General features: G+C 75.0%; 21 protein-coding genes. 12 read left to right on the top strand and 9 right to left on the bottom strand.

Annotated features, from left to right (window positions below; genetic code table 11):
• The first annotated feature begins 97 nt into the window (after positions 1 to 97).
• Both ACH4OA_RS00660 and ACH4OA_RS00655 read left to right on the top strand, forming a co-directional pair.
• A complete protein-coding gene (locus ACH4OA_RS00660; protein WP_397966902.1) occupies positions 98 to 2377 on the top strand; it encodes an acetoacetate decarboxylase family protein in 2280 nt (759 codons plus the stop codon).
• 35 nt (positions 2378 to 2412) lie between these two features.
• Positions 2413 to 2673: a hypothetical protein gene (locus ACH4OA_RS00655; protein ID WP_397966900.1), complete on the top strand. Its 261-nt coding sequence runs from the start codon at positions 2413 to 2415 to the stop codon at positions 2671 to 2673.
• Between the two features lie 6 nt (positions 2674 to 2679).
• Here ACH4OA_RS00655 and ACH4OA_RS00650 read toward each other — a convergent pair whose 3' ends face one another.
• Together ACH4OA_RS00650 and ACH4OA_RS00645 are read right to left on the bottom strand one after the other, a co-directional pair.
• The gene (locus tag ACH4OA_RS00650; protein ID WP_397945441.1) at positions 2680 to 4293 is read right to left on the bottom strand and encodes a peroxidase family protein; all 1614 of its coding nucleotides are present in this window, start codon (positions 4291 to 4293) and stop codon (positions 2680 to 2682) included.
• Positions 4294 to 4362: 69 nt separating this feature from the next.
• On the bottom strand, positions 4363 to 5646 hold the full coding sequence (locus ACH4OA_RS00645) for a cytochrome P450 (RefSeq protein WP_397934893.1): 1284 nt from the start codon (positions 5644 to 5646) through the stop codon (positions 4363 to 4365).
• 131 nt (positions 5647 to 5777) lie between these two features.
• On the opposite strand from ACH4OA_RS00645, the gene ACH4OA_RS00640 reads away from it, so the two are divergent.
• Both ACH4OA_RS00640 and ACH4OA_RS00635 read left to right on the top strand, forming a co-directional pair.
• Positions 5778 to 6509 carry a lysophospholipid acyltransferase family protein gene (locus tag ACH4OA_RS00640; RefSeq protein WP_397966899.1) on the top strand — a complete coding sequence of 244 codons (732 nt, stop codon included), beginning with the start codon at positions 5778 to 5780 and terminating at the stop codon, positions 6507 to 6509.
• Between the two features lie 372 nt (positions 6510 to 6881).
• On the top strand, positions 6882 to 8129 hold the full coding sequence (locus ACH4OA_RS00635) for a beta-ketoacyl-[acyl-carrier-protein] synthase family protein (protein WP_397945437.1): 1248 nt from the start codon (positions 6882 to 6884) through the stop codon (positions 8127 to 8129).
• 42 nt (positions 8130 to 8171) lie between these two features.
• Here ACH4OA_RS00635 and ACH4OA_RS00630 read toward each other — a convergent pair whose 3' ends face one another.
• Together ACH4OA_RS00630 and ACH4OA_RS00625 are read right to left on the bottom strand one after the other, a co-directional pair.
• Positions 8172 to 8822, bottom strand: a complete 651-nt coding sequence (locus ACH4OA_RS00630; protein WP_397934887.1) for a GNAT family N-acetyltransferase — start codon at positions 8820 to 8822, stop codon at positions 8172 to 8174.
• A gap of 161 nt (positions 8823 to 8983) precedes the next feature.
• Positions 8984 to 9637: a GNAT family N-acetyltransferase gene (locus ACH4OA_RS00625; protein ID WP_397934886.1), complete on the bottom strand. Its 654-nt coding sequence runs from the start codon at positions 9635 to 9637 to the stop codon at positions 8984 to 8986.
• 1048 nt (positions 9638 to 10685) lie between these two features.
• On the opposite strand from ACH4OA_RS00625, the gene ACH4OA_RS00620 reads away from it, so the two are divergent.
• The 4 genes from ACH4OA_RS00620 (at position 10686) to ACH4OA_RS00605 (ending at position 13533) form a co-directional block, all read left to right on the top strand.
• On the top strand, positions 10686 to 11561 hold the full coding sequence (locus ACH4OA_RS00620; RefSeq protein WP_397966896.1) for a helix-turn-helix domain-containing protein: 876 nt from the start codon (positions 10686 to 10688) through the stop codon (positions 11559 to 11561).
• Positions 11562 to 11666: 105 nt separating this feature from the next.
• The gene (locus ACH4OA_RS00615; RefSeq protein ID WP_397934883.1) at positions 11667 to 12482 is read left to right on the top strand and encodes an SAM-dependent methyltransferase; all 816 of its coding nucleotides are present in this window, start codon (positions 11667 to 11669) and stop codon (positions 12480 to 12482) included.
• A gap of 232 nt (positions 12483 to 12714) precedes the next feature.
• Complete coding sequence (locus ACH4OA_RS00610; RefSeq protein ID WP_365883667.1) at positions 12715 to 13215, top strand: hypothetical protein; 501 nt, start codon at positions 12715 to 12717, stop codon at positions 13213 to 13215.
• A 120-nt stretch (positions 13216 to 13335) separates the two neighbouring features.
• On the top strand, positions 13336 to 13533 hold the full coding sequence (locus ACH4OA_RS00605; RefSeq protein WP_397966894.1) for a hypothetical protein: 198 nt from the start codon (positions 13336 to 13338) through the stop codon (positions 13531 to 13533).
• Positions 13534 to 13617: 84 nt separating this feature from the next.
• Here the strand turns inward: ACH4OA_RS00605 and ACH4OA_RS00600 are convergent, their stop codons facing one another.
• Positions 13618 to 14763: a PP2C family protein-serine/threonine phosphatase gene (locus ACH4OA_RS00600; protein ID WP_397934880.1), complete on the bottom strand. Its 1146-nt coding sequence runs from the start codon at positions 14761 to 14763 to the stop codon at positions 13618 to 13620.
• A gap of 250 nt (positions 14764 to 15013) precedes the next feature.
• Here ACH4OA_RS00600 and ACH4OA_RS00595 point away from each other — a divergent pair, with 250 nt between their 5' ends.
• The 4 genes from ACH4OA_RS00595 (at position 15014) to ACH4OA_RS00580 (ending at position 18598) form a co-directional block, all read left to right on the top strand.
• Positions 15014 to 16564, top strand: coding sequence for an APC family permease (locus tag ACH4OA_RS00595; RefSeq protein ID WP_397966891.1), 1551 nt, complete (start codon positions 15014 to 15016; stop codon positions 16562 to 16564).
• 305 nt (positions 16565 to 16869) lie between these two features.
• Positions 16870 to 17598, top strand: a complete 729-nt coding sequence (locus ACH4OA_RS00590; RefSeq protein WP_397935635.1) for a hypothetical protein — start codon at positions 16870 to 16872, stop codon at positions 17596 to 17598.
• On the top strand, positions 17595 to 17870 hold the full coding sequence (locus ACH4OA_RS00585; RefSeq protein WP_365884276.1) for a BON domain-containing protein: 276 nt from the start codon (positions 17595 to 17597) through the stop codon (positions 17868 to 17870). Before ACH4OA_RS00590 ends, ACH4OA_RS00585 begins: the two co-directional genes overlap by 4 nt.
• Entirely contained in the window at positions 17867 to 18598 is a 732-nt protein-coding gene (locus ACH4OA_RS00580; protein WP_365884274.1) for a metallophosphoesterase, read from the top strand. The genes ACH4OA_RS00585 and ACH4OA_RS00580 overlap by 4 nt, the downstream gene beginning before the upstream one ends.
• A gap of 16 nt (positions 18599 to 18614) precedes the next feature.
• Here ACH4OA_RS00580 and ACH4OA_RS00575 read toward each other — a convergent pair whose 3' ends face one another.
• The 4 genes from ACH4OA_RS00575 to ACH4OA_RS00560 form a co-directional block, all read right to left on the bottom strand.
• The gene (locus ACH4OA_RS00575; protein ID WP_397935634.1) at positions 18615 to 19865 is read right to left on the bottom strand and encodes an MFS transporter; all 1251 of its coding nucleotides are present in this window, start codon (positions 19863 to 19865) and stop codon (positions 18615 to 18617) included.
• 320 nt (positions 19866 to 20185) lie between these two features.
• Entirely contained in the window at positions 20186 to 21175 is a 990-nt protein-coding gene (locus ACH4OA_RS00570; protein WP_397966889.1) for an aldo/keto reductase, read from the bottom strand.
• A 192-nt stretch (positions 21176 to 21367) separates the two neighbouring features.
• The gene (locus tag ACH4OA_RS00565) at positions 21368 to 21745 is read right to left on the bottom strand and encodes a helix-turn-helix domain-containing protein (RefSeq protein WP_365880168.1); all 378 of its coding nucleotides are present in this window, start codon (positions 21743 to 21745) and stop codon (positions 21368 to 21370) included.
• Between the two features lie 158 nt (positions 21746 to 21903).
• Positions 21904 to 23130, bottom strand: a complete 1227-nt coding sequence (locus ACH4OA_RS00560; protein ID WP_397934874.1) for a cytochrome P450 — start codon at positions 23128 to 23130, stop codon at positions 21904 to 21906.
• Positions 23131 to 23159: the final 29 nt, after the last annotated feature.

Raw genomic sequence — 23159 nt, 5'->3', positions numbered from 1 at the left:
GTGCAGGGGGTCATGTGCGGCGATTATGCGCCCGCCCCGGGCACCCGGCGCCCAGGCTCGGCGCCCGGCGCGGCCCCGGCGGACATCCTCTACCTGGATGGATGAAGGTGCGGGCGCCGCCCCGCTGGCCGACCATGGGAGCGGGCGCCGCGCCACGGCGCGGCGCCCGCACCTCCCGCCCCATGTCGTCGAGCAGAGGGAGCGTCGGATGCGCGCGGACGGCACCGCACCCGGACGGCCCGTGCCGGACGGCCAGGAGACCAAGGAACTGCTGCGCCGGTGCGCGCGCGACGTGGTGGACGTCGCCGAGGGCATCCGCGCGGTGTCCGCCCGCACCAGCACCGCGCTGTTCTCCCCGGCCCTGACCGTCTCCGCGCGCCGCCGGCCCCGCACCGGCCTGGCCGCCCAGTGGGCGCTGCTGCGGGCTCTGACCACCAGACAGGGCCTCGGCGGCTCCGCGATCACCGCGCCCAGGGGCGTGGGCCACCTGCTCGGCGCGGCCGGCGAGGTGCTGGGCCGGGAGAGCCTGGCGGCGCTGGTGGCGGTCGGCTCGCTGCGGCTGCGGATCGCCGCCGTGCTGGCCGACCACCCCGAGTTCGTGCGCGACCCCGGCATGCGCCGGCTGACCGAGGCCGTCACCGCCGACCGGGACCTGGAGGCCGTACGGGCCCTGCGCGCCCTGTTCCGCGACCAGGGCGCCCAGCGCGCGCTGTCCGGGCTGGCCCCGCTGATGGCCGAACTCCTCGCCATCCGCGCCCTGCTGGACGAGGACCCGAAGAACGACGAGACCGGCTGGGCGCTGGCCGCCGGCCGGGAGCTGTCCGCCGACCCGCTGCACGGCGTCAGCGCCGCCCGGCTGGCGAACCTGGACCGGGGCGAGGGCGCCGCGGAGGCCGTGCCCCTGACCGACCAGGAACGGCAGGTCATCGCCACGGAAGGCACCTTCCTCGGCTTTCTGCGCAACATCGAGACGCTCTCCACCGACGGGCGGATCCTGCTGCAGAACGTGCGCGGCCCGGACGGCGTCGTCCGCTACGTCCTCCAGGCGCCCGGCATGGCGCCCGGCCGCCCCCGCAACGACTCCCCGCAGGACTTCATCGGCGCCTGGCGCAACCTGTTCATGCCCGACTCGCCGTACACCCGCTCCCTCCTGCTCGCCCTGCGCGACTACGGCATCCCGCGCGGCGCCGACCTCGCGCTGATCGGGCACAGCGAGGGCGGCATCGCGGTGATGAACCTCGCCCAGGACGAGGAGTTCTGCCGCACCTACCGGGTCACCCACGTGGTGACGGTCGGCTCCCCGGTCGACAACAAGAAGCCCGCCGACCCGCGCACCTGGGTCGCGAGCATCACCAACCAGCACGACATCGTGCCCGTCCTCGACGGCCGGGGCGCGGGCTCCGCCTTCGACCCGCACCCGAACTGGTACGAGGTCGACTACACCGGGCCCACCCACGAGTTCCCGCTGTGCCACATGATCCACGAGTACATCGAGCACCTCAGGACCGTCGTCCCCGAGGCCCGCCTGCGCGTGGACGAGGCCCTGGCCCCCTACCGGGGCCCCGTCGTGCGCACCCAGGCCTACCAGCTCAAGGACCGCGCCAACCCGCCCGAGGGCTACCCCTTCCTCACCCTGCCCACCGCCTCGCTGCCCACCGCGGCCGGTCCGGTCGACGTCCCCGTGCGCTACTACGACTCCTCCGCCGCCCACCTGTGCTTCCCCGTCGACGCGGACACCGCCCGCACCCTGCTGCCGGACGTCACCTGGATGACCCCGAGCCGGCTCGGCCGGCACGCCCTGGCCGTGCTCTCGCTGTACGAGCACCGCTGCACCACCATCGGGCCGTACGCCGAGATCGCCCTGTCCGTGCTGGTGGACGACCTGTGGCGGCCCCGTCCCTACGACGTCGCCCTGGACCTGCTGCGCCGCGTCGACCTCCGGCGCACCGGCCGGTACCTCCTCTCCCTCGCCGTCACCAGCGAGGAGGCCCGGGTCGTGGCCCGGGAGATCTGGGGCCAGCCCGCGACCCGGACGGCCGTCGACGCCGAACTGACGGGCCGGCGGATCGACGTCCGCTCCCCGGACCTCGGCCTCACCGTGGACGGCCGCCTCGGACCCGGCGCGCGCTGCCCCGACGCCGACTGGATCCTCTACGGCCGCCGGGGCGAGAGCACCATCCGCACCCAGGTCCGGACCCACGGCCGGCTCCGGCTGCACGGCGGCGGCGGCCTGCGGCTGCGGCTGGACACCGCGGCGGCCGTACCCCTCGCCGGGCAGCTGCGCCGGCTCGGCATCGCCGCGGCCCGCCCCCGGTTCGTCCTGACCTGCCCCCAGTTCATGCTCCACCGCAGCGCCGGCGCCGTCCTGCCGCGCTGATCCCCACCCCCTCCACCGCCTCGCGGGAGCACTCCATGGTGACCGAGACCCCCGACGTCACGTCGTACGCCACCGAACTGCTGGAGCGCGCCGCGGCGTTGCGGTCGGACGCCGCCTTGATGGAGGAGTACGCCCGGCGGCTGCGCGCCACCGCGGCCGCGCTCGCCGGCTGCCCGGCGGCCCCGGACTGGAGCCGCCCCACCCTGGAGCGGCAGGCCGCCTCCTGCACCTCGGCGGCGGGCCAACTGCGCACCGCCGCGGAGGCGTTGCGCGCCCACGCGGGAACCGACGCCTGACCCCGCTCAGCGGGCCCCGCACGAGGCCTCGGCCGCGCTCCTGCCCAGCGACACGAGGTAACGGCCCTTGTCCTCGGGCAGGTTGCGGTGCACCAGGTCCGAGAAACCGCGGGTCCGCCGGACGATCTCCAGCCCCTCCGGGGAGAAGGTGGCGGGCCCGAACAGCCGGGGCGCGAGCAGCGGGTTGTTCAGCGCCTCGGAGAACGCGTCCACGGAGATGACGCGTTCGAGCAGCCGCCCGAAGAGCGCACCCGGCTCGGGCTCCTCCGCGAACAGCCCGACGTACAGGTCGATCGCGTCGACGTCGCCGTACAGGTCGAGCAGCGCCTCCCGCACCCGCGGGTCGCCCGAGATCTGCCCGACGTCGGTGACCCGGGGGAAGCCGTAGTGGGCGCGGTAGTCGTTGTACGAGGCGAGGCGCAGCTCCCGGCCCACGGCGACGGCGTGCGCCTCCAGCGGCAGCAGCAGCTCGTCCGTGTTGAACAGGCCCACCAGACCGGCCGGCTGCCGGGACAGGTCCTCGAACAGCGGGCCGAGGCCCCGGTCCAGGACGAGCTGCCCGTTGGCGATGGTCCGCACGAGCGGCACCGTGCGGCCGGCCAGGGTGTACGCGGACGGGACCAGGCTGTGCCAGCGGTAGACGAGGCTGAACTCGATCGTCGCCCGGTTCTCCCGGTGCCACCGCCCGCGGTCGGTGCGGACCGGATCGAGGACGAAGTCGAAGTGGTACGGCGTGATGTGGTTGATGTACTCCTCCAGCATCACCCGGATCATCATCACGATCAGCGTGTTGCGGGTGGTCTGGAAGATCCGTTCGTCGTCCCAGCCGGGGTGCGCGGCGGCGAGGATCCCGGCGACCCGGTTGTGCTCGCGCAGGAACAGGACGTTCAGCGCCATCGGCCCGATGTGCGCGTGCGCGCGCTCCCCGCCCCACGCGAACAGCGTGTCCACGAACTCCTCGGGCACCTCGTCGAACCGGACCGGCCGGATCGGCCGGTACTCGTCCAGGACGCGGCCGCCCTCGCACAGCGCGGGCGGGAACTCGCCGCCGCCGACGGTCCGGCTCTTCAGCCGGCCGCCCTCGAAGGCGCGCAGACAGGCGGTGACCTCCTCACGGTCGCCGTAGAGCTGGCTCATGTCCAGGGTGTGCGGGGAGTCGGTGCGGCGCGGATCGCCGGTGGCCGCGTGACCGCGCAGGAAACCGTCCGTGAACCACTGCGCGAAGGCCGGCAGCAGCGCGCTCGACCGGGTGCAGTAACGGCCCCCGCCCTCGCGGCGGAACAGCCCGGCCACCCGCTCCGGGGACGGCAGGTCCCGGCGTACCTCGGCCACCGGTGGCAGGTGCCGGCCCACCCACGACCGGTCGGTCAGCGAGTCCCAGGAGGTGTACGGGGCCTTCGTGCTCAGCGGGTTGGGGCGCGGCGGCGCCTTCAGCACGGCCAGGTCGGTCAGCGTGGAGTTGAGCCTGCGGTGCAGCCACCGGCTGCGCCGCACCGTCCGCCAGGCCGGGCCGTAGTGGGTCAGCAGATGTGTCTCGAAGCGGTTGCGCACCCCGTCCCGGGACCGGTCCCGGGCCCCGGTCCACGGCAGGGCCCCGGACGGACGAGAGGTGACGGTCATGGGTCCTCCGGTGGGTTCGCGGACCGGACCGGCGCTGCCGGGGCCGCGGGTCGCGGGTCGGTGCCGGTGTCAGGGCGTGGGCACGGCGGTACGGCCGGACCGCACCGTGTAGTGCTGCGGGAACGGGGTGCCCGCGTAGTCCAGGTCGCGTTCGGCGCCGGGCAGCGGACGGACACCGGGCCGCAGCAGCACGCGCCGCACCAGCTCGGGCACGATGACCCGGGCCGCGTACCTGCCGACGCAGTCGTGGGCGCCGTAGCCGAGGACGAGGTCGTGCGCGGGCGGGCGGCCGGGCCGGAACTCGGCGGGCCGGTCGAGCACCTCCTCGTCGAACATCGCCGACGCGAAGCAGGCCAGCACCACGCTCTTGGCCGGGATCACCGTCCGCCGCCCGGTGCCCGCGGCCAGCACGTGGTCGCGCACGCACAGCCGGGGCGTGACCGGCACAAACGGGTGGAAGCGCAGCGCCTCCCACACATAGGCGTCGAAGCGCGCCGGGTCGCCCTCGCCGGCCGCGCGCTCCGCCTCGGCCAGCACACCGGGACGTACGGCGAGTTCCTTGAGCGCGGTGACGGTGCACTGGGTGGCGTTCTGCTGATAGCCCGTCAGATAGCCGACCAGATTGGCGTTGACCCGCTCGTCGTCGAAGCCGTACCCGGCGGGCAGCGGGGTGCCCAGCATCCGGGCGAGCACATCGTCGGGGCCGTCCCCGGCGGCCGTGGCCCGGCGGCGGGCGATCACCTCGGCGACCCGGTCGCGCAGTTCCCGGCCGGCGGCCACGCCCGCCGCGTGGATCTCCGGGTCGCGGCCGGGGTTCACGGCGAACGCCCACTGCATCCGGCGGGTGCAGGAGTGCAGCGTGTCCTCCTCGATCCCGGTGAAGCCCAGGTAGGCGGCGGCGACCCGGGCGGCGGCCAGACGGGCGTAGTCCTGGACGAGGTCGAAGGTGTCCGCACCCCGGCCGATCGCCTCGTCCAGCGCCTCGTCCGCGATCCGCGCGGTCAGCTCCCGCACCCGGGGCGCGTCCTCGGCGGCGAGCATGAGCTGCCCGTACCCGCGCTCCCGCCAGTGCACGTCGGCACCGTCCCGGGCCAGGATGAACGGCGCGCCGAGCACATCCTCCAGGACCGGCCCGAAGACGCCCACCGTGAACGTCTCGGGCGCCGACAGCACCTCCAGCACATCCGGGTGCCGGGTGACGAACACCCCGATCGGCGTGGTGAACACCGGCCGGCGGGCGCGCAGTTCGGCGAACAGGGCCGCCCTGCCGGTCACCATGGTCCGCCGCAGCAGCGCCACCCGCTGCGGTACGTCGTCCTCGGGGATCGCGTCGTACGCGGCGAGAAACTCCATGACGGCCATTCAGCCACCGGCTCCCGGGCACCGCACGCCGGACGGGCATTCGGGGCGGCACGGGCGTGCGCGCGGGCACCGGGCCGGTGATGATCGGCACCCGGGCGGGAAGCGGCCGAGAGGAGCGCCCGATGCTGTACGCGTGGGCCGGGGCCCTGGTGCCCGTCTTCGGTGACACGAGCGTGAGCGGCACCGGCAACCTGCCGCGCACGCCCGGCGGCGGGTACGTCCTCGCCGCCAACCACACCTCGTTCTTCGACCCGGTGCTGCTCGTCGGCACCCTGCACCGGCTCGGCCTGCGCCCCGCCGTCCTGGCCACGGCCGGACTGTGGCGGGTGCCGCTGCTCGGCCGCGTCCTCACCCGGGAGGGCCACGTCCCCGTACACCGGGGCAGCCGCCGCGCACCGGACGCCCTGCGGCACGCCGCCGACGCCCTGGCCGCCGGACGGGGCGTGCTCGTCTACCCCGAGGGCCGCCTGCCCCGCTACCACCCCGCCCACGACCGGCCGCCCGGGCGCCTGAAGTCCGGGGTGGTCCGGCTGGCGCTGTCCACCGGCGCCCCGGTGTTCCCGGTCGGGCACGCGGGCGCCCGCCGGGTCTCCTCCGGCGGCCACGCCAAGCAACTCGCCGGCTGGGCCACCGCACCGGCCCGCCGCCCCCGCGTCCACGTCCACATCGGCCCCGCCCTCCGCCTCGACGCCTCCGGCCGTCCCCTGCGCGACCTGGAGGCGGCGCTCACGGCGGCGTGGTCGAGCGCGGTCCGGGCCCTGGACCCGGCCGACGCCGGGAACGACACGGACGACGCGCCCGAGGACACACCTGACCCGGAGGACGGCCCCGACGCTTCCGGGCCGGGGCGGTAGACCCGGCCCGGCCCCGGGGAGGGGGCGGTGCCGAAGCGGGCCGGTCGGGGTTGCCGGGGCGGGCCGTGCGTCCGGGTCGGGCGGGAGAGCCGGGGCCGGGCCGGTCGGGGGAGGCGGGGCGGGCTTTGTGTCCGGGTCCGGTGGGAGGGCCGGAGCCGGGCGGGCTGGGGGAGCCGGGGCGGGCCGTGCGTCCCGTGTGGGTGGCGCTGTCCGGGGGCCGTCCGTCCCGGGGCGGGCGGCCGTCGAGCCGGCGGGTCCCGGCGGCGGATCGGCGCACGCGTTCGTTCATCCGGGTGGTAGCGCCCGCCATGCCGCGCCGATGGCCCGGTCACGGCCCGCGGCCGGCTGCTCCCGCCCGGATAATCACGCCTCATGCAGCAGGTGGAAGCAGGTACGCGGCGGGCCCCGGTGGCCGTCACCGGGCTCGGTCTGATCACCCCGGCGGGCATCGGCCGGGACGCGGCCTGGGCGGGACTGCTGGCCGGCCAGTCCACCGCCGCCGCCGACCCCGCCCTGGCCGGGCTGCCCGTGGCCTTCTCCTGCCAGGTGCCCGGCCTGGACCCGGCGGCCCTGCTCGGACACCGGCTGGCCCGCCGGCTCGACCGGTTCACCACCTTCGCGCTGCTCGCCGCCCGCGAGGCCGTCGCCGACGCCGGGCTCGCCCCGGCCGGCTGGGACGGCGCCCGGATCGGCGTCGTGATGGGCGTCGGCACCGGCTCCATGCAAGGCTGGCAGACCGAGTTCGACCGGCTCGCCGGCGACGCCCCCGACCGGGTCTCCCCGCTGGCCCTGCCCCGCAGCGTGCCCAACATGGCCGCCGCCGAGATCGCCCTGGACCTCGGCGCCCTCGGCCCCAACATGGTGGTCAGCACCGCCTGCGCCTCCGGCACCACCGCCATCGGCCTGGCCCGCGACTGGCTGCTGTCCGGCCGCTGCGACCTGGTCCTGGCCGGCGGCAGCGAGTCGGCCCGGCTGCGGATGACCGCCGCCTGCTTCGCCCAGATGCGCGCCCTGTCCCGCCGCAACCACCGGCCCGACACGGCCTCCCGCCCGTTCGACCGGGACCGCGACGGCTTCGTCCTCGGCGAGGGCGCCGCCGTCCTCGTCCTGGAGCGAACCGAGGACGCCCGCGCCCGGGGCGTCCGGCCCGAGGCGCTGCTCGCCGGGTTCGGAGCCTCCTGCGACGCCCACCACTTCACCGCCCCGCGTCCCGACGGCGACGGCGCCGCGCGCGCCCTCGGCGGCGCCCTCGCCGACGCCGGCCTGGGCCCCGAGGACATCGACCACGTCAACGCGCACGGCACCGCCACCCCGCAGGGCGACGCCGCCGAGCACAACGCGCTGCGCCGCGTCTTCCACCGGCCCCCGCCCGTCACCGCGGTCAAGGGCACCATCGGACACGCCATCGGCGGAGCCGGGGCCATCGAGGCGGCCTGCACCGTGCTCACCCTGCGCCACCAGCTCATCCCGCCCACCGCCAACCTGGATACCCTCGACCCGGCGATGGACCTGGACATCGTCACCAAGACGCCGCGCCCGCACCGGATACGCGCCGCGGTGAGCAACTCCTTCGGCTTCGGCGGCCAGAACGCCGTACTGGCCTTCACCGCCGTCGACTGACGGCCTCCCGGCCCGGATCGCGCCGGGTCCGGGGTGCCGGGCTCAGCGGACCCGTCCGGCCGCCGCGCGCGTGAGGTGACGGCGGGGCCCGGACGCGCCCCGGGCCCGGCCCGCGCCCGGCGCCTGCGCGTCGGCCAGCTGCCGGACGAAGAGGCTGACCGTGGCCTCCTCGGCGAAGCCGTTGCGGCGCATCAGCTCGGCGGAGGCGGTGTTGCCGCGCTCCACGTCCGTGACCACGCACACCGCGCCGGCCTCGGCCAGCCGCGCACAGCACTCCCGCACCAGCCGGGAGGCCGCCCCGCGTCCCTGGTAGTCCGGGTCGACGGCGATCCACTCCAGGTAGCCCCAGTCGGCGCGCTGCTCGAAGGAGAGCGAGCCGAGCACGAACCCGGCGACCCGGTCGCCGTCGAGCAGCACCAGACAGGCCGGGTCCGGTGCGTCCAGATGCCCGGCGACGGCCGACAGCGACCAGCCGGTGTAGGGCATCGCGTCCGTGTCGTACACCCGGCGACCGAGGTCGAGGACGGCGGCCAGGTGCGCGAAGCCGAGCGGCCGGAGCGTCAGCTCGGCGGCCGGGGAGCCGGACGGGCCCGATGCGCCGGATGAGTCCGACGGGCCCGGTGCGTCCGGGGGGCCGCCTGGTGCGTCCGATGGGTCCGGTGCGGCGGTGGGGCCGGTGGGCGTGTCGGCCATGGGCACTCCCTTCGAGGGCGGCATTTCGCAGCATATGTCCGCTCCGCCGGCCAGGCACGGCCGAGCGCCGCGACCACCGGTGTCCCCGAGTGTCCGCCCGACCACCGGGACCGGTACGCCCGCCTGCCCCGCACGCCCCTTCTGCCCTGCCTGCCCCGTGATCAGCGGCAGCGTGTCGCGGCCGGGCTGTCGTGCCGGTGCCAGACCGCGTCGACCACGCGGCCGTCGGGCAGGGTGTGCCGGGCCGGGCCGCCGTCGGGAACCAGTCCCGCGCGGAGCAGGGCCCCCCGGCTCGCGGTGTTCCCCCGCTCCGCCCCCGCGCGGACCGTGGCGAGCCCGAGATGGGTGTGGGCCAGCTCCACGCCCGCGCGGAACAGCTCCGCGCCCAGGCCCCGGCCACGGCAGCCCGGTGCCAGCCAGCCGCCCATCTCGCCCGTCCGCGGATGCAGTTCGAGACCGCCGGCGTAGCCGAGGTCGGACCGGCGCAGGCAGACCAGCAGCAGCGGGCCGTCGGGACCGGGTGCGTACGGCTCGGCCAGCACGGGAGGGATCCGGCGGCGGTCGTGGCCGGCGGGCCGCCAGGCCAGCAGGGCCCGGCGGACGGCGGGGTCGGGCAGCAGCTCGTCCGCCTGGGTGCCGAGCCATCGCTGCGCCTCGGCGTCCGCGCTCGCCGCCAGCACCGCCACCACGTCCAGCCGGGTCCGCGGGGTGAACAGCAGCAGCCGTTCGGTGGCCAGCACGTGCCGGCCGGGCCCGCACTTCCCGGGCGTGGGGAGCGCGGACGCGGCCCGGCGGCGGAGCAGCGACCAGACCATGGCACCCCTCGGCGGTACGGAACGCGCGGCGGGCCCGGACACCGGTGGGTAACCGGCCGCCGACGGGTGCGGACCACCCGCACCGGCCGTGAATCTAGCGGGTCGCGGGCCGGAACGCCGCAGCGGTACGGCCGGTTCGCCGGCCGGGGCGGACGGCCTCCCGGCCCGCGGTTCAGCCGGCCTGTTCCCGGGGGCCGGGCTTGGGGTGGGCGCGGGTCCAGGACGGATCGGCGGACGCGGGGGAGGGGAGCGTCGGGTGCACGGGTTTCCTTCGGACGAGTGGGGGATGGTCCGGGGCGGTACGAAAGGGGGGTGCGGCGAAGACGGGCGCGGGCGGAACCCGGCCCGGCGTCCGCCGGCGGCGGTCAGCGCACGGCCGGCGGCCCGCCCGTGGCACGGCGGCCGGTGCGCACGGCCCCGCGCCGGGCGGTCGGGCCGTGGCCGGTCGGGCCGGTGGCCGGCCACGGGCGGCCGGTGAGGCGGGGGAGTGCGGCCCCGGAGGCGAGCCGGTCGGGGCCGTAGGGCCCAGGGAGTCGACCAGGACGCTCGCCTCCGGGTGGTCCGGAGCGGCGGGCCGGGTCCGGCGGCCGGCGTGGAGGCCGGCTGTCCGGTGTCCCGCCGAGGCGGAGCACGGTCTCCGCCGCCCGGTGCCGGGACGCCGGCGCGACCGGGTACGGGTCCGGGCGCGCCGGGGCGGAACGCCCCGGCCGGTTGGGACCGGCCGGGCGGCGGAGCCGTCGGGGATGGAGCGGTGGGCGCGGGAGCGGTCGGAGCGGAGAGGGCCGAGCCATGCGCCTTTCCTCTCGTCCGACCGTGCACGAGCGGGCTCGCGGCCACCGGGGCGGCGGACTCCGTACCGTCCGCCCGGCTGCTTGCTTTGCCCGCTGGAGCAGTGCGCCCACTCTGGCACCTGCCAACCGGGCACCGCAACCGACAAGTTGAAATTTGCAAGTGGCGACGTGCATGCTGCATCCGCCACGACGTGATCGAATGGGTGCCGGACCGGACCCGTGCGAAGGTGATCCCGGGAGCTGACGAGGGGGTGGGCGTGACCGCGGAGACCGACTGGGGCGGCGCACCTTCCGTGCTGCGCATGATCCTCGGCAGACAGCTCGGCGGGCTGCGCGTCCGGGCCGGCCTCAGCTATGCCGAGGCGGGCGCGGCCATCGGGGTCAGCCACTCCACGATCCGCCGCATGGAGGCCGCCAAGGTGGCGCGGCTGCGGCTCGCGGACGCCGAGAAACTCCTGCGCGTCTACGGCGTCACGGACCAGGAGGAGATCGAGACCTTCCTGCAGTCCGTGCGCGAGGCCAACAAGCGCGGCTGGTGGCACGCCTACCGGGACGTCATGCCGGACTGGTTCGCCGCCTACCTCAGCCTGGAACAGGCGGCCCAGCAGATCCGCGCGTACGAGAACCAGTTCGTGCACGGCCTGCTCCAGACCGAGGACTACGCCCGCGCCCTGCTCACCGCGGGGGAGCCGCACGCCACCGAGGAGACCGTCGAACGCCGCGTCGCGCTCCGCCTGCGCCGCCAGCAACTGCTGGCCAGGCCCGCCCCGCCGCGCCTGTGGGTGGTGATGGACGAGACCGCGCTGCGCTGGCCGGTCGGCGGCCCCGAGGTGATGCGCGCGCAGATCGACCACCTCGTCGAGCTGAGCCGGCTGCCCCAGGTCACCGTGCAGCTCATGCCGTTCGCCAACGGCCCGCACCCCGCCCTGCGGGCCGGCGCCTTCCACCTGTTCCGGTTCCGGGCCCGCGAACTGCCCGACGTCGCCTACCTCACCGGTCTGGCCGGGGCGGTGTACCTCGACAAGTCCGAGGAGGTCGTGGTCTACCGGGAGGCCCTGGACCGGCTCAGTGCCCAGGCCGCGCCCGCCCGGAAGACCGAGACCCTGCTCGCCGCACTGCGCAAGGAGTGGTGAGCCGCCGCCCGTACCGCCCGCCACACCCCTCCTCCACGCGCCACCGCGCTCGCGGACGCACCCGCGGGCGCGAGCCCCGACCTCGACCGAATGGGAGACACGGCGTTGCCCGACAACGGATGGCCGGCCGACCGGATCGACACCGAGAACGCCCACAGCGCCCGCATCTACGACTACATACTCGGCGGCAAGGACTACTACCCCGCCGACAAGGAAGCGGGCGACGCGATGGCCCGGGAGTGGCCCGCGCTCCCGGTGCACATGCGCGCCAACCGCGACTTCATGAACCGCGCCGTGCGCTGGCTCGCCCGGGAGGCGGGTGTGCGCCAGTTCCTGGACATCGGCACCGGCGTCCCGACCTCGCCCAACCTGCACGAGATCGCGCAGGCCGTGGCGCCCGAGTCGCGTGTCGTCTACGTCGACAACGACCCGATCGTGCTCACCCTCTCCCAGGGCCTGCTGGCCAGCGCCCCCGAGGGCCGGACCGCGTACCTGGAAGCCGACTTCCGCGACCCGGCCGCCATCCTGGACGCCCCCGAGCTGCGCGAGACCCTGGACCTGAACCGGCCCGTGGCGCTCACGGTCATCGCGATCGTGCACTTCATGCTGGACGCGGACGACGCGGTCGGCGTCGTACGGCGGCTGCTGGAGCCGCTGCCCTCCGGCAGCTACCTGGCGATGTCCATCGGCACGGCCGAGTTCGCGCCCGAGGAGGTCGGCCGGGTCGCCCGGGAGTACGCGGCCCGGAACATGCCGATGCGGCTGCGCACCGCGGAGGAGGCCCAGGAGTTCTTCGCCGGCCTCGACCTGGTCGAGCCCGGCATCGTCCAGGTGCACCACTGGCACCCCGACGGCAGCGGCGAACAGGGCATCCGGGACGAGGACATCGCCATGTACGGCGCGGTCGCCCGCAAGCCCTGACAGACCCGGGGCCGGGGTCCGACCCACCTCCCGGACCCCGGCCCCGTCCCGCCCGTACGACGGGCACGGCGGCCGGCGCCCCCGACCCGCCCCTCCGGCCCGTGCCCCCCCAACGGGCGAATTGACCCGAACGGACCATGGGGAAGCGGAACCGGAGCGCGCGGAATACGGTCTTAGGGACCGTCGGTGACCGGGATGGCCCGGTCGCGCAGAATCCGGGGGAACGAAACGTATGTCCGTCCGCAACCGCAAGACCCTGCTGACCGCCGCGGCCCTCACCGCGGGCCTCACCCTGGCCGCCGTCACGCCCGCCCTCGCGGGCGCCTCCGCGAGCCACACCACCCGCGCCGCCGCCGTGTCGTCCGCGCAGGGCGATCCGCGCAACGTCAGCCAGCGCGTGACCGACTTCTACGGCGCCTACATCGACGCCGTCTGGGCCGCCGACGAACCCGGCGCCGCGGCGACCGCCAAGGCCCTGCGCGGCTTCTACCTCTCCGCCGCGGCGCAGAAGTCCGTGGCCGCCTTCGAGAAGAAGGAGCACGCCGACGGCATCCTGTTCGCCCAGAACGTGCCGGTGAAGTGGAAAGTGGCCTACACGGGCTCCGGCATGGGCCACGCCACCAGCCGGGTCACGCTCACCTGGGGTGACGGTCCGCACCCGCAGGTCAGCCGGATCGACGTCCAGTCGGACCTGAAGACCCTGAAGATCACCGGTCTGAAGCAGGCCGGCTGAACCGGGGACGGCCCCGCCCCGCCCCATTCGGGGCGGGGCCACGACCGGCGCCGCGCGCGGCAGCCGTCGGCCCCCGCCGTGCGGGCGGCAGGACCGCGGCAGCCGCCTGCCCGGCCGGCCATGACCCGCCGCACCCCGCCGCACCCGGCCGGGATCGTCGGCCTCGCCGTCCTGCGGGAAGCCGTAGCCGGGGGAGAGGGCCGTGAGAGCGGGCACGGCCGACGCCGTCCGGACGACGTCACCGCCGTAGTCGTCGGCGTCGAAGCCCGCCACGGCTTCTCCCCGGCGGCCCGCCGGGCGGACCACCCTCCCGGCTGAACACCGCCGCGCGGACGGGTGGACGTTCCGCCGGCCGGCCGGGCCGCGCCGGTCGCCGCACGGACGGGTGAGCGCTACGGCCGGTCAGCCCGGCCGCGTCGGGTCGCCGTGCGGGAGGTGGTGGCGGCGTCCGGCGGGGGAGCGGTACAGGGCGATCAGCGCGGCGTCGTCGCCGAGCCGGCCGCCGGCGTGGGCGAGCAGATCACGCCGCAGGTGGTGCATCAGCGCCTCGGGGCCGTCCCCGGTCCACCGCGCCACCCGTTCGGCGAGCGGATAGAACCGGCCGCGCCCGTCCCGCGCCTCCACCACCCCGTCCGTGTACAGCAGCAGCGTGTCGCCCGGTCCGAAGGAGAGGACGTCGAGCGTGTGCCCGGCGCCGTCGTACACACCGAGCGGCGGCGACGGGTGCAGGCCCGGAACCGTGACGACGTGGCCGGGGCCCAGCAGCAGCGGCGGCGGATGGCCGCAACTGGTCAGCCGGGCGACCGGCTCCCCGTCCGGGATCTCCACGAGCAGCGCGGTGGCGAACCGCTCGCCCCGCTCCTCCGGCGGGTCCAGCTCCGCGGCGTACCGGGTGATGCTCCGGTCCAGCGCGGCGGCCAGCTCCGTCAGCGGGATCCGGCGGTGCGCGCTCTCCCGGAAGGCGCCGAGCAGCAGCGCGGCCTCGCCGATCGCGGGCAGCCCCTTGCCCCGCACATCGCCGATCAGCACGCGCACGGCGCCGTCGCACCGGGCCGCCGCGTAGAGGTCGCCGCCGATCTGGGCCTCGTCCTCGGCGGCCAGGTACAGCGAGGCGATCCGCAGCGTGCCGAGGCGCTCGGGCAGCGGCCACATCAGGACGTGCTGCGCGGCCTCGGCGACCGTGCGGACCCGGGCCAGCTGGGCCTGCCGGCGCTCGCGCAGGGCGCTGTAGAGGACGGTGAGCACCACGAGGAGCGTGAGGGTGACGATCTGCACGACGTGGTTGGTGGTGCCGAGCCCGCCGTGGGTGACGCCGAGGAGGACCTGGGCGGCGACCGCGAGGGCGCCGACGCCCGCGGTGGTCCGGGGGCCGGCGAAGGACGGGGTGAGCGCGGGGGCGATCACCAGGGCCGGTCCGAGGTGGACGTCGACGGGTGTGTGCATGTCCACCACGGTGATCACCACGATGAGGGCGACCGGGAGCACGAGCAGCGCGTGGGCCGACCGCCATGGCCGCCGCGGTGCCGTGTGCCCGGGCCGGGAGGTCATGCCTCCCAGGGTGCGCCGACGACGGTAGTGGCGCACGTCACAGGGAAAGAAAGGGAACGGGATATTCCGGACGGCCCTTCGTTTCCCGAATGGCGGACAGTCGCCGCGTTGCCTTCATCCCGTGGATCGACTAGCGTAATCTGCCGTTCAAATACCGGCCGGTTTGCTCGATGAGCCTGCGGATCAAAGGTTTACCGGGTTCCTTCTGTACCGCCCTCAACCGAAATCGCAGCATTTAGCGTCCTGTGTCATGACACAGACGGCGATGAGGCCGGACGCCCCCGACACGGCAACCGGCGACGGTGTGCGGGGCAAGGGCCTCGGCGGCAATTCCATCGGCCTGCTGGGCAGCGCGGTCATCGGTGTCTCCACCGTGGCCCCGGTCTACTGCCTCACCTCCACCCTCGGCTCCACCGCCGGTGAGGTCGGCCTGCACATGCCGGCCGTCTTCCTGGCCGGCTTCCTGCCGATGCTGCTGGTCGCCTTCGCCTACCGGGAACTGAACAAGGCGGTGCCCGACTGCGGCACCTCCTTCACCTGGACCGTCAAGGCGTTCGGCCCGCACGTCGGCTGGATGTGCGGCTGGGGCCTGGTCATCGCGACCGTGATCGTCCTGTCCAACCTCGCCGGCGTCGCCACCTCCTACCTGTGGCTGCTGGCCGGGGAGATCACCGGCAGCGACGCGGTCGCCGGCCTCGACGCCCACAAGGCCGTCCACATCCTCACCTGTCTGGCGCTGATCGCGGCCGCCACCGCGATCAGCTACCGCGGCATGACCACCACGAAGGGCGTGCAGTACGCGCTGGTCGGACTCCAGCTCGTGGTGCTCGCCCTCTTCGTCGTCATGGCCCTGCGGAAGGCCCGCGCCGGCGCCTTCCCCGGCCACACCGACTTCTCCTGGTCCTGGCTGAACCCGTTCGCGGTGGACTCCTTCGCCTCCTTCAGCGCCGGACTCTCCCTGTCGATCTTCATGTACTGGGGCTGGGACACCTGCCTGACCGCCAACGAGGAGACCGTCGGCAGCGAGAAGACGCCCGGCCGGGCCGCCCTGATCGCCATGGCCGTCCTGGTCGGCTCCTACCTCACCACCGGCGTCGCCGCCCAGATGGCCGTCGGCTCCGGCACCTCGGGCCTGGGCCTGGCCGATCCGGCCACCTCCGACAACGTCTTCGCCGCCCTGGCCGGACCGGTCATGGGCCACGCCTTCGGCATCCTGCTCTTCGCCGCCGTCCTCGCCTCGGCCGCCGCCAGCCTCCAGACCACCTTCATCCCGGTCGCCCGCACGGTGCTCGCCATGTCGACGTACCAGGCGCTGCCCGCCTCCTACGCCCGCGTCCACGAGCGGTTCCGCACCCCCGGCCGGGCCACCGTCACCGCCGGCGTCGCCACCGGCGCCTTCTACACGGTGATGTCCCTGCTCAGCGAGCACGTCCTGGTCGACACCATCTACGCCCTCGGCCTGATGATCTGCTTCTACTACGCGCTCACCGCGTTCGCCTGCGCCTGGTTCTTCCGCCGCGAGCTCACCCGCTCCGCCCGCGACGCCCTCTTCAAGGGCTTCTTCCCGGTCCTCGGCGGCCTGCTGCTCACCGCCGTGTTCGGCAAGACCCTCTACGACATGTGGAACCCGGCCTACGGCAGCGGCTCGGCCGTCCTCGGCGTCGGCTCCGTCTTCGTCATCGGGGTCGGCCTGCTGCTCCTCGGTGTGGTGATCATGCTGGTGATGCGGCGTCGCGCCCCGGCCTTCTTCCACGGACGGACCCTCACCGCCGGCACCCCGGCGCTCGTCGTGGAGGAGTGAACCTCCGTAGCACCCGGTGTCGCGGGCGCGGCGCCGGGTACCCGTACTCCCCGGGCCGACCGGCCGCCCGGGGAAGTCAGGGTGCGAATGGAGAGGTCATGACGCACAACGGGGAGGACACCGCGCCCGTGGGGCGACCGGAGGTCACCGAACTCCGCATCGCCACGGACGGACCGGACCGGGAGCCGGCGCCCGCTCCGGAGCCACGGCAGCCGACGGGCGCACACGCCCCGGAGCCGTCCGGGCCCGCGCTCACCCACGCCCCGGGACCCGTGCAGCCGACGCCCGCGCCCGCCCCGGGACCGGTGAAGCCGGCGCCGCCCCCCGCTCCGGGCCCCGCCCAGCCGGTCCGCACGCCCGCCCCGGGACCGGTACGGCCGGCGCAGCCACCGCTCCCGCCCGCTCCGGAGGCGCCGCACGCGGCCGACACCGAGCCACCGCACGCGGCCGAGCCGGCGGAGCTGCCCCAGGACCGCAGCCAGGCGATCCTGGAGGCCGCCAAACACATCGGCGCGCTCCTGAAACGCGCGGGCCACCCCTTCGCGCTCGCCGGCAGCGTGGCCGTCTACGCCCACGGCGGCAGCCGCTACCTCCAGCACGACGCCGACTTCGCCATCCTGCCCGACGACGCGGAGGCGGTGGCCGCCACCCTCCGGGAGGCCGGGCTCGGCGTACGGACCCCGCCGGAGGACTGGCTGCTGAAGACCACCAGCCACGGCCAGAACGTCGACATCATCTTCGCGCTGGCCCACCGGCCCGTCACCCGGGACATGCTGGAGCGGGCCCACGTCCTGCCGGTCGACTCGGTCCTGATGCCCGTGCTCAGCCCGACCGACCTGATCCAGAGCCTGATCCACGCCTTCTCCGAGCACTACTGCGACTTCGGATCGGTCCTGCCGGTGGCCCGCGCGGTCCGCGAGAAGGTCGACTGGGACGCGGTCCGCGCGGCCTGCGGCGACGAACCCATGCCCGCCGCGTTCCTGTTCCTGCTCGAACGGCTGAACGTGATCGAACCCCGGGAGGGGCAGCCATGACCGACACCAGCCCGCCCCCGCAGACGGCCGGGAGCCTGGACTACCGCGTCGCCCACCTCGCCGAACGACTCGCCTCCGGAGACCTCGGCGAACTCGGCGTACGCCTGGAACTGCGCGGCGACGCCGTCCTGCTCACCGGCACCGTGCCGTCCGCCCAGTGCCGGGACGACATCCTGCGCATGGCCCGGGAGCAACTGGCGGGACATCCGGTCCACAGCGACCTGCTCATCGCCGGAACCTCCTCGCCCGACCACGGAGAGGACCTGACATGATCCGCGTCGCGGCCGTCGGGGACATCCACATGGGCCCCGAGAGCCAGGGCACGCTGCGCCCCTCCTTCGAGACCCTGCCCCAGTGCGCCGACGTCCTGCTGCTCGCCGGCGACCTCACCCGGCACGGCACACCGGAGGAGGCGGCCGTCGTCGCCCGGGAGATCAAGGACCTCGGGGTGCCCGTCGTCGCCGTCCTCGGCAACCACGACCACCACGACGAGCGGCCCGAGGAGGTCACCGCGATCCTCGAGGAAGCGGGCGCCCACGTCCTCGAAGGACAGTCCGCCGTCGTCACCGCGGACGGCGTCCGGATCGGGGTGGCCGGGACCAAGGGCTTCGGCGGCGGCTTCGTCGGCCGCTGCGCCGGAGAGTTCGGCGAACCCCTCATGAAGGAGTTCGTCCGCTACTCCCGCCGTTGCGCCGAGGGCCTGCACGGCGCCCTGAAGGAGCTGGAGGAGCAGGACTGCGCCGTACGGATCGCGCTGACCCACTTCTCGCCCGTCCCGGAGACCCTCGCCGGGGAACCGCTGGAGATCTACCCGTTCCTCGGCAGCTATCTGCTCGCCGAGGCGATCGACACCGGCGGCGCCGACCTCGCCGTGCACGGCCACGCCCACGCGGGCACCGAGCACGGCATGACCAGCGGGGGCGTGCGCGTGCGCAACGTCGCCCAGCCGGTGATCGGGCAGGCGTTCCACGTGTACCACCTGCCCGGCCGGACCGCCTGACGCCGGGCGGGGCCCGTCAGGCCGCCGTGCCGAGGGCCGCGCGGCCGGTGACGTCGCCGTCCTTCGCGGGCAGCGCCACCGGCACCGGGCCGCCCCGGCCGCGCCGCACCAGCAGGCCCGCGCCGACCGGCCCGGCGATCAGCAGCCCGCCCGCCACCAGGGCACCGCGCGCCCCGGCCCACTCCATCAACAGCCCCAGGAGCGGCGGCCCGCCCAGGCTCCACACCGTGCCGACGCTGCTCCACACGCCGAGCACCCGGCCCCGCAGCCGCGGCGGCGGATCGGTCTGGAGCACGGCCGTGCCCGCGGTGTCGGAGACCGACTCCACGACCGCCATCGGCAGCACCAGCACCAGCAGCACGGCCAGCGACGGCGACAGCCCCGCCACCACCTGGAGCAGGGCGCCCGCCGCCGCGAGGAGGCCCACGGTCCGCACCGAGGGCGCGCGCAGCCGGGCGCCGAGGACCGCGCCGAGGATGCCGCCGACGGCCAGCACCGTGGAGACCGTGCCGAACGCCCCGGCGCTGCCCGCCAGCGGCCCGGTGACCAGGACGGCCAGGGTCAGGCCGTAATTGCGGCCGAAGACGGAACTGAGCCCGGTGATGCCCGCCAGGGCGACCAGGCGGGGACTGCGCAGGAAGAAGGACAGGCCCTCCCGCACGGTCGTCTCCGCGCGCGCCGCGGCCGGCCGCGGCCCGGCCGCCGGCTCCCCGGCGGCCCCGGGAGCCGGCCGCAGGAACGGCACCACCGCGGCCACGCACAGGAACGACAGCCCGTTGGCGGCGTACGCGGCGCCCGTGCCGAGGAAGCCGACGGTCACCCCGGCCAGCGCGGTGCCGGTCAGCCGGCCCGCGCCGTGCACCAGCGCGCCCACCCCGATCGCCGAGGGCACATCCGCCGCGGGCACGAGATCGTTGCCGAGCAGGGCACAGGCCGGGCCGTCGACGGTGGCGATGACACCGGTCACGGCGGCCAGCACCAGCAGCGCCGTCATGTCGATCCGGCCCGCCGCCACGAGCAGCGCCGTCGTGAAGGCGACCGCGCCGAGCAGGGCCTGGCTGACGGCGACCGTCGTCTTCCGGGGCCAGCGGTCCACGGCCGCGCCGCCGAGCAGGCTCACGAACAGCGCGGGCGCCGCCTGGACGGACATGGACAGACCGGTCGCCGCCGCGGAGCCCGTGAGGTGCAGCACGAGCAGGTTCTGCACGGTGAGCTGCATCCACGTACCGGCGTTGGAGACGAAGTTCGCCGCCGACCACCAGCGCATGCCCCGGTGGCGCAGGGAGCGCCACGGTGCGTGCGAGGCCGGGGCCTGGGCGGGCGCGGACGTGGGCGGGGCGGAGGCACGGGGCACGGCGGGATACTCGACAACCAGGCGGGGGAAGAGAGACCGGCGGAGCCCGAGGGTCCGGCTGTGCTGCACGGCCGGGCCGCCTGGTCAAGGGCGCCGACCATGCTGGCAGACGGGACACCCCGGTCATCGCCACACCGGCCGCCGGCCGCGCCCCCGCCCCGGCAAACCCCCCGCGCGCTACGGCGGTTGGCCCGCGCGTGGGTTTCCTCACAGCTCCCTTCCGGGGAGGCCGGCTAGCGGTTGACCGAGCGCATCCCCGCCTCGTCGTACCGCTCGCCCGCCGCCTCGGGCAGCTCGGCGTCGATGCGGGCCAGGTCCTGCGGGGTCAGCTCGATGTCGACCGCCGCGGCGTTCTGCTCCAGGTAGGCGCGCCGCTTGGTGCCGGGGATCGGCACCAGGTCCTCGCCCTGGGCCAGCACCCAGGCGATGGCGAGCTGGGCCGGGGTGACGTCCTTCTCCGCGGCGATCTCCTTCACCTTCTCCGCCAGCCGCCGGTTCGCCTCCAGGTTGGCGTCCGTGAAGCGCGGGTTCGTCCGGCGGAAGTCGTTCGGGTCCAGCTCGTCCGGCGAGGAGAACCGGCCCGCGAGGAAACCGCGGCCGAGCGGCGAGTACGGCACGAAGCCGATGCCCAGCTCCCGGCAGGCGGGCAGCACCTCGGCCTCCACGTCCCGCGTCCACAGCGAGTACTCGCTCTGCACCGCCGTGACCGGATGGACGGCGTGGGCGCGCCGGATGGTCTCCGCGCTCGCCTCGCTCAGCCCGATGCAGCGCACCTTGCCCTCGGCGACCAGCTCGCCCAGCGCGCCGACCGTCTCCTCGATGGGCACCTCGGGGTCGACACGGTGCTGGTAGTACAGGTCGATGTGGTCGGTGCCCAGGCGCCGCAGCGAGCCGTGCACCGAGCTGCGCACATGCTCGGCGGAGCCGTCCTGCGGGCCGATCGTGCTGATGTCGCCGGGTACGGCGTCGTCCATCCGGTAGTTGAACTTCGTCGCGATCACGTACTCGTCACGGCGCCCCTTGACCGCCTCCCCGACCAGCGACTCGTTGGTGAGCGGGCCGTAGAGCTGCGCGGTGTCCAGGAAGTCGACGCCGAGGTCGAGGGCGCGCCGGATGGTGGCGATGCCTTCCGCCCGGTCGGCGGAGCCGTAGAAAGCGGACATCCCCATGCATCCGAGTCCGATGGCCGATACCTGGAGTTCCCGCAGGCTGCGCTGGTGCATGGAAGTTCCTTCCGTGAGCTGGTCCGTCCTTCTCCGGGCGCGAGGGACTGCTTCCATCTAGCGACGGATCCGGGCACCCGGCATCCCGTGGGAAGGACCGGGCGCGCACATCCCCACGCACCGGCCGTGACGCTACGGGTTCGAGCGCTCTCGAAGTCAAGCCGGGCGGGCGGGTGCCCCGGCGGACGCACGTCAGGCGTGGAAGTGGTGGCGTGCGGCCTCGATGGCGCCCAGGTGCCGGCGGGTCCACGCGCACATGCCGTGGACGGTGGCGCGCAGACCCTGGCCGGGGCCGGTGAGGGTGTAGTCGACCCGTGGCGGGACGGTCGGGTGCACCTGACGCCTGACCAGACCGTTGCGCTCCAGCATGCGCAGGTTCTGGGTGAGCATCTTGTGGCTGACGCCCTCGACCGCGTCGCGCAACTCGCTGAACCGGAGCGTGCGTTCACCGAGTGCCTCGATGATCAGGAACGCCCACTTGTTGGCCACGTCGGAGAAGATCTCCCGCGCCAGCGAGTCCACGCGCCGGAAATCCGCGTCCTCGGGCGGGTCGGACTCCTCGGTGGCCATGCGGTTTCCCTCTCACTGGACGGTGCGTTCTTCCACGCCGGCGGTCACTCTCCTACGGTTCCCGGGCCGCCACAAGGGACGCTCACCCCGCCTGGGGCGCCTTGTGGGCGAGAGCCCCGGCCGGGCCGGTGCCGGCCGAGGCGCCCGGGACGACGCGGTTACGGGTTCAGGCGCACCGGCAGCTCGTACAGGTCGTTCTGCGTGACCACCGGCTTGTTGCGCAGCTCTGCCGCAGGGACCGCCAGGTCCAGGCCGGGGAACCGGGCGTAGAGCGCCGGCAGGGCGACACCCGCCTCCAGCCGGGACAGGGCGGCACCGGGGCAGACGTGCGGGCCGTGACCGAAGGAGATGTGCCGGTTGACCGGCTCGCGGGTGAGGTCGAACTCCCCGGCGGTCGGACCGTGCGCGTTCTCGTCGCGGCCGATCGCGCCGTACGACACGATCAGCGCGTCCCCGGCCGGGATCACCTGGTCGCCGACCGGCACGTCCTCGGTCGCGAACCGGATCAGGACGTGCGAGGTGGGCGTCGAGTAGCGCAGGGTCTCCTCGATCACCGCCGACCACTCGGCCTTCCCGGACAGCACCAGATCGCGCTGCCCGGGGTGGGCGGAGAGGTTGACGACGGCGTTGACGATGAGCGAGATCGTCGTCTCGTGGCCGGCCGCCACCATCAGCTGGAGCGTGGAGACGATCTCCTCGTCCGTGAGCCGGTCGCCGTCCTGCGAGGCCAGGATCAGCGCGCTGGTCAGGTCGTCACCGGGCTCGGCCCGCTTCGCCGCCACCGTCGCCGCCATGATCCCCGCCAGCTCGGTGAGGGTCGCGAGCACCTCGGCGGGCGGGGTCTGGGTGGAGAAGAACTTCTCGAACAGCGTCTTCAGCCGGGGCAGCCGGGCCTCCTCGATCCCCATGAGGTCGGCGACGACGTACATGGGCAGCGGGTAGGCGAAGGCCGCCTTCAGGTCGACCACCCCGCCGTCCGCGGGCAGCGCGTCCAGCAGCCCCTCGGTGAGGTGCTCGATCCGCTCCCGCAGCCGCTCCACCCGGCGCGGGGTGAGTGCCTGCGCGACCAGGGCGCGCAGCCGGCGGTGGTCGGCGCCGTCGACCGTGAGCATCGAGCGGCCCGGGTTGGCCAGGCCGATCAGCGGCCAGTCGGCGGGTATCTCCCCGCGCTGCCAGGCACCCCACACGTTGATGTCCTTCACCAGGCGCGGATCGGTGAGCAGCGCCTTCGCCTCGGCGTGGTGGGTGACGGCCCACACCGGGACACCGCCCGGCAGCTCCACGGCGGCGAGCGGACCGGCCGCGCGCAGCGCCGCGCTCTCGGCGTCCAGGTCGGTGACGAAGGGATCCAGGACGATGCGGGGTGCTTCGGTACCGGTCGTCATCGTGACGTGCCTCCCAGTCGGGGGTCGGA

This window comes from Streptomyces sp. NPDC017095, from assembly GCF_044332325.1.
In the GTDB taxonomy this organism is placed as follows: domain Bacteria; phylum Actinomycetota; class Actinomycetes; order Streptomycetales; family Streptomycetaceae; genus Streptomyces.
This window is presented reverse-complemented; position numbering and strand designations above follow the sequence as displayed.